The 12106-nt window shown below is 60.3% G+C and carries 10 protein-coding genes; 4 read left to right on the top strand and 6 right to left on the bottom strand.

Annotated features, from left to right (window positions below):
* Positions 1-42 precede the first annotated feature (42 nt).
* Together RHP74_RS09640 and RHP74_RS09635 are read left to right on the top strand one after the other, a co-directional pair.
* Positions 43-1164, top strand: a complete 1122-nt coding sequence (locus tag RHP74_RS09640) for an HlyD family secretion protein (RefSeq protein WP_311099100.1) — start codon at positions 43-45, stop codon at positions 1162-1164.
* Positions 1161-2753, top strand: coding sequence for a DHA2 family efflux MFS transporter permease subunit (locus RHP74_RS09635; protein ID WP_083374640.1), 1593 nt, complete (start codon positions 1161-1163; stop codon positions 2751-2753). The genes RHP74_RS09640 and RHP74_RS09635 overlap by 4 nt, the downstream gene beginning before the upstream one ends.
* Here RHP74_RS09635 and RHP74_RS09630 read toward each other — a convergent pair whose 3' ends face one another.
* The 3 genes from RHP74_RS09630 to RHP74_RS09620 form a co-directional block, all read right to left on the bottom strand.
* Positions 2754-3194 carry a carboxymuconolactone decarboxylase family protein gene (locus RHP74_RS09630; RefSeq protein WP_077748887.1) on the bottom strand — a complete coding sequence of 147 codons (441 nt, stop codon included), beginning with the start codon at positions 3192-3194 and terminating at the stop codon, positions 2754-2756.
* Positions 3195-3367: 173 nt separating this feature from the next.
* On the bottom strand, positions 3368-4810 hold the full coding sequence (locus tag RHP74_RS09625; RefSeq protein WP_010458478.1) for a mechanosensitive ion channel domain-containing protein: 1443 nt from the start codon (positions 4808-4810) through the stop codon (positions 3368-3370).
* Between the two features lie 115 nt (positions 4811-4925).
* A complete protein-coding gene (locus RHP74_RS09620; RefSeq protein ID WP_282410845.1) occupies positions 4926-5792 on the bottom strand; it encodes a pirin family protein in 867 nt (288 codons plus the stop codon).
* Positions 5793-6054: 262 nt separating this feature from the next.
* Here RHP74_RS09620 and RHP74_RS09615 point away from each other — a divergent pair, with 262 nt between their 5' ends.
* Positions 6055-6594, top strand: a complete 540-nt coding sequence (locus tag RHP74_RS09615; protein ID WP_077748889.1) for a PaaI family thioesterase — start codon at positions 6055-6057, stop codon at positions 6592-6594.
* Between the two features lie 234 nt (positions 6595-6828).
* Positions 6829-7632, top strand: a complete 804-nt coding sequence (dkgB, locus tag RHP74_RS09610; protein WP_311099096.1) for a 2,5-didehydrogluconate reductase DkgB — start codon at positions 6829-6831, stop codon at positions 7630-7632.
* Between the two features lie 3 nt (positions 7633-7635).
* On the opposite strand, the gene RHP74_RS09605 is transcribed toward dkgB, so the two are convergent.
* The 3 genes from RHP74_RS09605 to RHP74_RS09595 all read right to left on the bottom strand — a co-directional run bounded on the left by RHP74_RS09605 (position 7636) and on the right by RHP74_RS09595 (position 12028).
* Positions 7636-10818, bottom strand: a complete 3183-nt coding sequence (locus tag RHP74_RS09605; protein ID WP_311099095.1) for a response regulator — start codon at positions 10816-10818, stop codon at positions 7636-7638.
* A gap of 36 nt (positions 10819-10854) precedes the next feature.
* The gene (locus RHP74_RS09600; protein ID WP_042932214.1) at positions 10855-11475 is read right to left on the bottom strand and encodes a response regulator transcription factor; all 621 of its coding nucleotides are present in this window, start codon (positions 11473-11475) and stop codon (positions 10855-10857) included.
* A 142-nt stretch (positions 11476-11617) separates the two neighbouring features.
* Positions 11618-12028, bottom strand: coding sequence for a hypothetical protein (locus RHP74_RS09595; protein ID WP_010458467.1), 411 nt, complete (start codon positions 12026-12028; stop codon positions 11618-11620).
* Positions 12029-12106: the final 78 nt, after the last annotated feature.

The following is a 12106-nucleotide window of genomic DNA, read 5'->3' as shown; positions in this document are numbered from 1 at the left end:
TACATGCGTAATAAAGACCCGCTTCCCATAGGTATTCACTCAATGACCAGCATGCCCAGCCTCGAACCCGACGTCGCTGTCCCGGTGAGCACACCCAAGTCTCCCCTGCTCAAACGGTTGATCTTGCTGACGGCGGCCATCGCTGCCCTGGTGTTTGCCGGGTTGTACGCGACGCATTGGTGGACCACCGGGCGTTTCATTGAAGAAACCGACGATGCCTATATCGGCGGCGACGTGACAGTGATCGGCCCGAAAGTCGCGGGGTACATCGAAGAAGTGCTGGTCACCGACAATCAGAAGGTCAAGGCCGGCGACGTGCTGATCCGCCTCGACGCCCGTGACTACCGCGCCAACCTGGCCAGGGCTGACGGCGCGGTGGCCGCCGAAGAAGCGTTGCTGGCCAACCTCGACGCCACCGAACAACTGCAACACGCGGTGATCGGCCAGGCCCGCGCCGGCATCGATGCCGCCGGCGCCGAAACCGCTCGCTCACGGGACGACAATGCGCGCTACAAAAAACTGGTTGGCAGTAATGCGGTCTCGGTGGAAAGCGCCCAACGCGCCGACGCGACGTTCAAAACGGCTCAGGCCCTCAGTTCGAGGGCCCAGGCCGAACTGCTGGCGGCGCAGCGGCAGCTCAACGTGATCGCAACGCAAAAGCAGCAGGCCCGTGCCGCGCTGATGCAGGCCCACGCCGAACGTGATCTGGCGCAACTGAACGTGGATTACACCGAACTGAAGGCCCCAGTGGACGGCGTAATCGGCAATCGTCGGGCGCGGGTCGGCGCTTATGCCCAGGCCGGTTCGCAACTGCTGTCGGTGGTACCGTCCAGTGGTCTGTGGGTCGATGCCAACTTCAAGGAAGATCAACTGGCGCGCATGAATCCGGGGCAGCGGGTGGTCATTCATGCCGACGTGCTTTCCGGGCAGGCGTTTCATGGTCATCTGGACAGCCTCGCGCCGGCCAGTGGCTCACAGTTCAGCGTGCTGCCGCCGGAAAACGCCACCGGCAACTTCACTAAAATCGTTCAGCGGGTGCCGGTGCGCATCGTGCTTGATCCGGCCGATGGCGTGCTCGGCCACCTGCGTCCGGGCCTGTCGGTCACCGCCGAAGTGGACACTCGCAAGGAACCTGCAACCCCGGCCGTGGCCCGCGCGCCATGAGCCGCGCCCTCGCCGCCCCCGCGCAACCGTTCAATGCCGCGAACATGGCGACGGCGACCAAGGTTTTCGCCTTTGCCTCCATGTGTATCGGCATGTTCATCGCGCTGCTGGATATCCAGATCGTCTCCGCTTCGCTGCGTGACATCGGCGGCGGACTCTCGGCCGGCACCGATGAAACGGCGTGGGTGCAAACCAGTTACCTGATTGCCGAAATCATCGTGATCCCGCTGTCGGGCTGGCTGTCGCGGGTGTTCTCGACGCGCTGGCTGTTTTGCGCTTCTGCGGTGGGATTCACCTTGGCCAGCCTGCTCTGCGGCGCGGCCTGGAACATCCAGAGCATGATCGCCTTCCGTGCCCTGCAAGGCTTTCTCGGTGGTTCGATGATCCCGCTGGTATTCACCACCGCGTTCTTTTTCTTCACCGGCAAACAACGGGTGATCGCGGCCGCGACCATCGGCGCAGTGGCTTCGCTGGCACCGACCCTAGGGCCGGTGATTGGTGGCTGGATCACCGACATTTCATCCTGGCACTGGCTGTTCTACATCAATCTGGTACCGGGGATTTTCGTCGCGGTGGCAGTGCCGATGCTGGTGAAAATCGACCAGCCGGAACTGTCGCTGCTCAAGGGCGCCGACTACTTGAGCATGGTGTTCATGGCGCTGTTTCTCGGTTGCCTGGAATACACCCTCGAAGAAGGTCCGCGCTGGAACTGGTTCAGCGACAGCACAATTTTGACCACGGCATGGATCAGTGGCCTGGCCGGCCTGGCTTTCATCGGGCGAACCTTGCATGTGGCCAACCCGATCGTCGATTTGCGCGCCTTGAAGGACCGCAACTTCGCCCTCGGTTGTTTCTTCTCGTTCGTCACCGGGATCGGCCTGTTTGCCACCATTTACCTGACGCCGCTGTTCCTCGGCCGGGTGCGCGGCTACGGTGCGCTGGACATTGGTCTGGCAGTTTTCTCCACCGGAGTGTTCCAGATCATGGCGATTCCGCTGTACGCCTTTCTGGCCAATCGCATCGACCTGCGCTGGATCATGATGAGCGGCCTTGGTCTGTTCGCGCTGTCGATGTGGGATTTCAGCCCGATCACCCATGACTGGGGGGCCAAAGAACTGATGCTGCCGCAAGCCTTGCGCGGAATCGCCCAGCAACTGGCCGTGCCGCCAGCGGTGACATTAACCCTCGGCGGACTGGCGCCGGCACGGCTCAAACATGCCTCGGGGCTGTTCAACCTGATGCGAAACCTGGGGGGCGCCATCGGCATTGCCGCGTGTGCGACCATCCTCAACGACCGCACCAACCTGCACTTCACCCGGTTGGCGGAAAACCTCAACAGCACCAACGAAGCGCTGAACCAATGGCTGTCCCAGGTCGGCAATAACTTCGCCGCCCTCGGCCAGAGCGGCGACGCCGGCGTCACCGCCAGTCTGCATCAACTCTGGCTGCTGACCTACCGCGAAGCCCAGACCCAGACCTACGGCGACGCCTTTCTGATGATTATGGTGTGCTTCATCATTGCCACGGCGATGGTGCCCTTGATGCGCAAGGTGCAGCCACCGGCCGCGCCGTCAGCAGACGCTCACTGATCAGGCTTGAGGCATTTTGCGGAAACCCACCGCCAGGCGATTCCAGGCGTTGATGGTGGTAATGGCCACGGTCAGGTCGACCAATTCCTTCGGGCTGAACTCGGACGCCGCCAGTTCGTAGTCCTCATCCGGCGCGTGAGTCTGGCTCAGCAGCGTCAGGGACTCGGTCCACGCCAGCGCCGCACGTTCACGCGGGGTGAAGAACGGCGTTTCCCGCCAGGCCGACAGTGTGTACAGACGGCGCTCGTCTTCACCGCCCTTGCGCGCATCGGCGCTGTGCATGTCCAGGCAGAAGGCGCAGCCGTTGATTTGCGAGGTGCGCAGCTTGACCAGTTCGATCAGGGTCTTTTCCAGCGGCAGCTTCGAAACCGCGCCTTCCAGCGCGATCATGGCTTTGAGTGCGTCAGGGGACGCGGTGTAGAAATCGAGGCGAGGTTTCATGGTGGACTCCAATACCAAATGGGGGTGGAGCCAAGTTAATCCCCCACACCCCTCTCACAAATAACCAATATCACCAAAGTCAAGGAGACCATTGGATGTGCCGATGATGGATTGGCGAGCTGAAACGCGGTTTGCCTGCTCACGAACCGCGCAGTGCTCATCCCCGAAGATCCCTACGCCCGACTGCGCAACCAGCGCAAAAACCCTTTCTTCTCCACCACCTTCGGCACTTCCTGGGTCAGGGCCTGCGCCTTGTGCAAGCGGAAATCCAGCAACGCCGTCATCGCTTCGCTGATGTCATGACGCGCATCCAGGCACGGTTTGAGGTAGTCCTTCTCGATGCGATACAAGCTGCAGGCGGTCTTGGCGCTGAACTCCGCCGGCAGCGCGGTATCGGACAAAATCCCGCCCTCGCCGATCACCTCGCCCGGGCCCATGCGCCCGGATTCGAACTTGACCCCGCCCCGGCTCAACTGCACCGAGACCACACCCGATTCGATGATGAACAGGTGATCGCTGACCTCACCCGCCGGCAGGATCATGTCACCGGCGCGGAAGGTTTGCAGGGTCATGTTCTGGCTGAAGGTGTCTTTCTCTTCCTGACGCAGGGTCGAGAAAATGTTCGAACTGTCCAGCAACGCCCGTGGCCGTGACAGGACGGCAGGCGCGTTGGATTCGACGCTCGACAACAGGCTGACACCAGACGCCTGCAAGTGCCGGTACGCCAGGTCGAACAGCAGATTGCGCACCATGCGTTTCTGATCCATGGAAACCACGAAGCCACTGATTTCGTACTCCACGCCACTGGCGCTCGAGCCTTTCAACGCCACACTTGGCGCCGGTTTGCTCAGCAGATAACGGCAACCCTGCATCGCCCGCTCCAACGCGTCGAGCACCGTTTGCGGGCGCGCGTGCGGGCTCAGTTGCAGGCTGATCGAGACGCCGAACATATCGCTCGGCCGGCTGAAATTGATGATCTTGGCCTTGGCCGCCAGCGAGTTGGGAATCACCACCATGCTGCCCTGGGACGTTTGCAGGCGCGTGGCGCGCCAATCGATGTCGGTGACCCGGCCTTCGGTGCCGTCGATGGAGATCCAGTCATCCAGTTGATAGGGTTTGGTGGTGTTGAGGACGATCCCGGAGAACACGTCGCTGAGGGTGCTTTGCAAGGCCAGGCCGACGATGATCGCCAACGCACCGGAGGTCGCGAGCACGCCTTTGACCGGCAGTTCGAGCACATAGGCCAGGGCGGCGATGACGGCGATCAGAAAGATCACCGCACCGAGCAGATCCTGCAGCAACCGCCCCGTGTGCCCGACCCGTTGCATCATCACCGCACCGATCAACACCGTCAGGGTGCGCGCGCCGAACAGCCACCAGCCGATCTGCAACCCCGTGGCCGCCAGGTGCAGCGGTACGTTATCGGCCCAGGGTGCCGGCTCCAGCGGGTTCATGCCTTCGTTGAACAACAAGACGCTGAACAGCGCAAAAATCACCAGCCGCACGACCAGTTTCCAGTTGCTGCCGTTGGCACTGATCAAGCGCCACAAGCCGAGATCAATCAGGATCAGGACCAGCGCGCTGATCAAGGGGTGATTGGTAAGCAGTGACAGCATCAAACAACTCCAGCCATGTACGGATGGGCACAGTGTAGGAGTAAATGCGGATCTGATAACACCTCAAAAAACTGCGGGATGAGTGTTGGCACAGCCCAGCGTCAAGACAATGAGCTCAACCGCTCATCTGGCCGAAACGGCCCGACTGGAAGTCAGCAAAGGCCTGATGAATCTCTTGCTCGCTGTTCATCACGAACGGGCCATGACCGACAATCGGTTCGTCGATCGGGTCGCCGCTGAGCAGCAACACCACGGCGTCATCATTGGCTTCCAGGCTGAGCTGATGGCCATCGCGTTCGAACAACGCCAACTGCCCTTCGCGCATAAGTTCCAGGCCGTTGACCTCAACCGTGCCGCGCAACACCACCAGCGCGGTGTTACGGCCTTCATGCAGGTCGAGGGTCAACAACTTGCCGCCGTTGAGGCGCAGGTCCCAGACGTCGATCGGCGTGAACGTGCGCGCCGGACCGGTGTGCCCCTCAAACTCGCCCGCGATCAAGCGCAAGCTGCCAGCCTTGTCCTTGAGCGGGAGGTTCGGGATGTCGCCATCGAGAATCGTCTGGTAACCGGCATCGGCCATTTTGTCCCTGGCCGGCAGGTTGACCCACAGCTGCACCATTTCCAGGGTGCCGCCGGTCCTGGCGAACTCTTCGGAGTGAAATTCCTCGTGGAGAATCCCCGACGCCGCGGTCATCCATTGCACATCGCCGGGGCCAATCCTGCCGCCGCTGCCGGTGGAGTCGCGGTGCTCCACTTCGCCCTTGTAAACGATGGTCACGGTTTCGAAACCGCGGTGCGGATGCTGACCCACGCCACGACGCTCGGTGGTCGGGGTGAATTCGGCGGGGCCAGCATGATCGAGCAGCAAAAACGGGCTGATGTGTTTGGCCAGGTTGTCATAGGAAAACAGTGTGCGAACCGGGAAACCGTCGCCGACCCAGTGGGTGCGCGGGCTGGTGTAAATACCGATGATGTTTTTCATCCTGCCTCCAAATTCGTTGTTTGACGCAATGGACTCAGCTTAAGACCGAACGCTTCAATGCACTAGACGGCAAAAATCAGCCTGAGCGTTCTACCTGGAGAACGATGGCAAAGGTTTCGACAGGGCTGGTAATCGGCGAGGAATTGCGCCTGGGCGATAGCGTGTGACGACTCGACACGCGGGGCTGGCGGAGTTTTTATTTCGGACATAATATCGATCGGAATTACAACCATAATATCCGCTCTCGTTCGAGGAACTCATCATGCAAAGCCCCACCCGCGACGCCACCCTCGCCCAATGGATCGCCCAGGAACAGGCCATGCGCTCGCGTCTGGCCGGACCGGGCAGCCTGTCCATGGCTGAGGTCAGCGCGCTGTCACCCGCCGAGTTTTTCCAGGGTATCGGCGACGGCGCACTGCCTTCACCGCCTATCGGCGCCTTGATGGATTTCATCCCCATCGAATGGTCGGCCGGGCTCTTCATTTTCCAGGGCACGCCGGATTCGCGGCACTACAACCCGCTGGGAAGCGTGCATGGCGGCTACGCGGCGACCTTGCTGGATTCGTGCATGGGCTGCGCGATTCATACACAGCTCAAGAAGGGCCAGGGGTATACGACGCTGGACTTGCGCATCAGCTACGTCCGGGCGTTGACCGGTGCCAGTGGACCGGTCCGGGCCGAAGGAAAAATTGTGCATCTGGGCCGCTCCACCGCGCTGGCCGAGGGGCGGATTTATGATGTGGATGGGCGGTTGTATGCGACGGGGTCGACGACTTGCATGATTCTTGAGGCTCGGGGGTAAACTCCGAGACCGAGTTGTGGCCATCGCGAGCAGGCTCGCGCCTACAAACGCAACGCCGCCCCTGTAGGAGCGAGGCTTGCCCGCGAAGACGGCAGACCAGACACCCTCAATCCTCCAGACGGCCCCCCGATTCATGACTTGCGGTAAACATTGCTTTGCCCATCCAGCGGTTTTTCCCAGGGAGGCAGCCGGGGATACTCCTGTCCATTCCCACTGCAACCCTTGGAGTCATTGATGTCTATTCCCGCCTTCGGTCTTGGTACCTTTCGCTTGCAAGGCCAAGTGGTCATCGATTCGGTGAGCACCGGCCTCGCGCTGGGTTACCGAGTGATCGACACCGCGCAAATCTACGAAAACGAAGCCGAGGTCGGCGAGGCCATTGCCGCCAGCGGTATCGCCCGTGAAGAATTGTTCATCACCAGTAAAATCTGGATCGCCAATTTCGCCAAAGACCGGTTGATCGACAGCCTCAAAGAGAGCCTGCGCAAACTGCAAACCGATTACCTGGACCTGACGCTGATCCACTGGCCGTCCCCGGACGATCAAGTGCCGGTCGAAGAGTTCATGGGCACCTTGCTCGAAGCCAAGCGACTGGGCCTGACCCGGCAGATCGGCGTCTCCAACTTCACCGTCGAGCTGATGCAAAAAGCGATTGCAGCGGTCGGTGCCGAGAACATCGCGACCAACCAGATCGAGCTGCACCCGTACCTGCAGAACCGCAAGGTCGTTGAGTTTGCCCGGCGCCAGGGCATCCAGATCACGTCCTACATGACCCTGGCCTACGGCGAAGTGTTGAAAGACCCGGTCATCCAGCAAATCGCCGCTCGTCTTCAGGCTACCCCGGCCCAAGTCACGCTGGCCTGGGCCATGCAGTCGGGGTACGCGGTTATCCCCTCTTCCACCAAACGCGCCAACCTGCAAAGCAATCTGAAAGCCTGTGACCTGCAGTTGAGCGAAACCGACATGGCGTTGATCGCCAGCCTGGATCGCGGCCATCGATTGACCAGCCCCAAAGGTATCGCGCCGCACTGGGATTAAGTGTCAGCCTGCCTCAAGGCTCTGATCGAGACTTCGCATGGCGTCCTGCAATTGATCGACGGCTTCGTCGATCGATGTCGCACGACCTTCGGCGCAGGCACGTTCCAGCGCCTTGCACCTTTCGATCAACCGTTGGGCACGGACCATGCGCGCACCGCCCTTGATACGGTGCGCCAGGTCTCGCAGCCCCGGGAGATTGTTGTCGGCGTGTGCTTGAAGCAGATGTTCGCGGTCGTTGCGATTGGTTATTGCCAGTTCACGCAGCAATTGATTGATCAACGTCCGGTCTTCCCCGACGTATTGCTCCAGCTCGCTCAAATCGATCTCGGATGATGGGGGTTGTTCGTTCGTCGTCTCTGCAAACCGGTCGGCCAACCAACTACTCAGATCCGCCAGCCGAATCGGCTTGAACAGACAATCGTCCATGCCAGCTTCCAGGCACCGGACCGTTTCCTCAGGCTGCGCATTGGCGGTAAAACCCAGGATCAGCGTCGGCAGCAGGCCATATGCGCGCTCTTCATCGCGTATCTCACCGGTCAATTCATAACCGCTGAGCTTCGGCATATTGCAGTCAGTGATGACCACATCAAACTCGTGTGTACGCCACAGTTCCAGCCCTCGCTCGCCCTCTTCGGCCTCCATTACACGATGCCCCAGGTAGCTCAGCTGGCTTGAGAGCAACAGGCGATTGGCCGGGTAATCGTCAACCACCAGAATGGTCAGTGGCCGCGTGGGTATCGGTGATCCGCTGTCGGCTGATGCACAGGGTGGTAACGGCTTCAACGCCATCAGCGAAAGGCTGATGTCGACTTGCGAGCCTTGGCCAAGGACGCTGCGCAGCACCAGCCGCCCCCCCATCATTTCGCACAACGCCTGACTGATCACCAACCCCAGCCCGGACCCCATGCTCGCAGATAGCTGGCTGTTACCGGCCTGAACGAACGGACTGAACAAGCGTTTCTGGTCAGCTGCGCTGATGCCGATGCCGGTGTCTTCAATGCGCACATTGACCCCCAGATGTCCTGACAATCCGGGCACCACACTTAACGTCAAACTCACCTCACCCTCACGGGTGAACTTGATCGCGTTGCTCAACAGGTTGGACAGCACCTGCTTGAAGCGCGTGGGGTCGATCAGCACCTCACGGTCGCTGCGCGGGTCCAGATCGACGCGCCACGCCAAGTGCCTTTCCCGGGCAAGTCCTTCAAAGACCCGACAGATCGACGCCACCAGATCACGCAGATTGGCACGTTCGGGCGCCAGCGATAAACGCCCGGACTCAATGCGCGCGATATCCAGAATGTCGCCGATCAACGCCAGCAACTGCTGAGCAGCCGTAGCGGCGACCTCAAGGGATCGGCGATCGGCAACGCCCTCTTCTGCCCGCTTCCAGGCCATTTCCAGAAACCCGATCAGGGCACTCATCGGTGTGCGGATTTCATGGCTCATGGTTGCCAAAAAAGTGGTTTTGGCACGGTTGGCATCGTCCGCAACGTCCTTGGCCTGCTGCAACTGCTGCAGCCACTGCTGGCGTTGGCGAATTTGCCGACGCTGCCAGGCGATCCATCCCAAGGCCAGCAACAACAACGCCCCGGCCGCCGCAAACCCCTGCAAAATAGCTTGCCGATGGCGCAGCCAATAACTGTCATCGACCACCGCATCACTGCTCCAGCGGGCGACCAGATCGTCCATTTCCTCGGGCGAAATGCTCAGCAAGGCCTTGTTCAAAATCGAGTTCAACACCGATTCATCACGGCCGGTTGCCATCGAGATGCGCGCCGGTTCATCGCCCACGGTACTGCTGATGCGTAAACGTCCCTGGTAATACCGGTCAATCAGGTAACGGGTCATGAACAACGAACTGAGCGCGGCATCGGCCTGTCCCTTTGCCACCGACTCCAGACCTTCGGCCGGGTTTTGTACGTCCACCATCTGCACCTGCGGTGACCGCGCCTGAATGAACGCGCGCATGGGGTGACGGGGATAAATCGCCAGGCGCTTACCGGCCAGATCGCCCAGCGTCTGTGGACTACCGGAGGTGGTCGCACTGACCAGCGTGTAGGGATTGACTGCATAGGACCGGGTAAAGTGCAGCCCGGATACGCCTTCGGTCGTGGGAATGATGGCGGGCAAGATGTCAATCTCGCCGGCCTTGAGTCGCTGGATCTGCTGGTCCAGGGATTGGCCTCGCAACACGTTGAAATTCAAACCGCTGCGCTGGCTGATGAGCGTCAGCATTTGCGCCGCCAACCCGCTGAATCGGCCCTCGGGATCGTAGAACGTCAAGGGCGCAAAATTCTCCACAACCCCCACATTGACCGTCGGATGCTGATCCAGCCAGCGCTGTTCACTCTCACTCAGGTCCACGCGCTGCTGTCCCGCCACTTTCGCCCTGCCGGCGCTCCAGCGCTGCTCGATGATCGAGCGCTGCTCCATGGGGATCGCCACCAGCGCCTTGTCGATGAGGTCCTTCAGCGCCAGGTTGTCCCGAGCCAGCGCGAAGCCGAACGGGTTAGCGTCGAGGCTGGCCGGCCCCATCAGTTGAACGTCACTGAGGTAGTTATTGTTGATCAGGTAATTGGCGCTGAAGATGTCTACGAGGGAAACGTCAACCTGCCCATACGCCACCGCCCCGAGCGCATCGAGCGTCGAAGGATAACGTTGCAGGCTGGCCTGGGGATAGAACGATTCAACGGTCTGCGCCGGCAGGTAATCATCGGCCATGGCAATGCGCTTACCCGCCAGATCCACGGGCATGTGCTCGTCCAGTCGGGTGACCAGCATCGGCTGGTCTTCAGCATAAGCGCTGGACAGGATCAGCTCGGGGTCGGCCAGTTCAAAGTTGTTCGAAGTGCCCAGCAGATCCAGTTCGCCGAATCTAAGCGCCTCCATGGCCGCTTCTCGGGTGACATAACGTAGCACTTCGATCTGTACGTTCAGCAGTTGCGCAACGAGTATGGCGTAATCGGCGGTGATGCCTTCCAGCTCGTCGTGATTGCGCGTCACTTCGAACGGCGGGTAGTCCGGTCCGCTCACCCCGAGGCGCAACACACGCTTGTTGCGCAGCCATTGCCGGTCTTGTTCATCCAGATCGACCGCGTAGCCCTCCACCGTGGACCGCCCCAGCAACTGCAAACGCTCAGGCTCGCCGGCGGAAGCCGATACCGCCGGCACGAGACACAACATGAGGCGCAGCAGCCATACACGCACGGTCAGGCGCACTCAGATCAGGTTATTGCGTATGGCGAAGTCCCGCAGATGCACTGCCGCCACAACCCCCAGTTTTATGACCAAGCGTGTTTTGTAGGTGCTGACGGTTTTGTGGCTCAGGTTCATGGCTTCGGCGATCGCTTTGTTGGAAAAGCCTCGGGCAAGGTATTGCAAGATGGTCAACTCGCGGTTGGACAGTGTATCGATCAACTTTTTTTCGCTGTGTTGCAGCGGGTTCATCGGTCTGGACAGCAACTGCGAAAAGTAGGTGTAGCCCGCCATCAACGCGTGCACAGCCTTTTGCAGTTGCTCCAGGCTGTTGTTTTTTGAGACATACGCCAACGCGCCGCCGCGCATGCATCGCTCCTGGAAAAACAGTGGATCGAGCGAGGTGAACACCAGCACTACGCATTTCCAGTCGCAGGCCTTGATTCGCTCCAGCAGGTCCAGGCCGTTGCCGCCGGGCATCACCAGATCCAGGATCAGCAGATCCACTTGTTGCTCACGGAGTGTGGTCAACGCTTCCCCAACGCTGGCCGCCTCATGAATCTGCTTGAAGCCTTCCCGCCCAAGTACAAGTTTCACTGCGGCGCGAACCACCGGATGATCGTCCACAATCATCGCTCTCTTCATGGCAACTCCCTGTGCAAAAACTCAACGAATGCCCGTCGGATAACGCCGGGGCAGACGCAACGGCTGCGCCAGGACTGTTGCATGGGAGAAAGGCAGAATCTACCTGTCAGAAATGACAGTACCGACGAACGGTATGCGGCAATCACCCGGCGTACCGCTGATTACGCTCCTGCGACGATGGATCAATGATCGCCAGCAACGTCTGAATACAGCGCAGATCAGGCAGCGCCGCGTGACTCACCTGAACCCTGGGTTGCGAGTGGGCCGGAATTGTCGGCAACTGTGCCCGTTGGCCGTCGAAAATCAGTGCGTGGCGAACCTGCCGGTTATCGAGAAAATAGCTGAGCAAATCCAGTTCGCCTGCCGCCAGCGCGGCATTGACGACCACCAGGTCGAACGGCTCGCAACCGTACTCGACCAGAGTCAGCATTGAAGCAAGGTCCTGCACCGGCGCCACGCGGTAATAATCGAGCTGATTGAACAGCCGCTCGATCAGCATCCGGTGAAAGTGTTGCTCGTCGGCGATCAAGATGCGCAAGGCTTTATTCGGCATCGTAGCCTCATGTGTGAATAGCTGATTTTTGAAGCGGCGAGGCTACGGGAGGCGCACAGATGTTTCTGTAGGACTTTT

The sequence above is a fragment of the Pseudomonas sp. SG20052 genome (assembly GCF_031766055.1).
GTDB lineage: Bacteria > Pseudomonadota > Gammaproteobacteria > Pseudomonadales > Pseudomonadaceae > Aquipseudomonas > Aquipseudomonas mandelii.
Note: the sequence above shows the minus strand (reverse complement) of the source record. Positions and strands in the feature narration are given on the sequence as shown.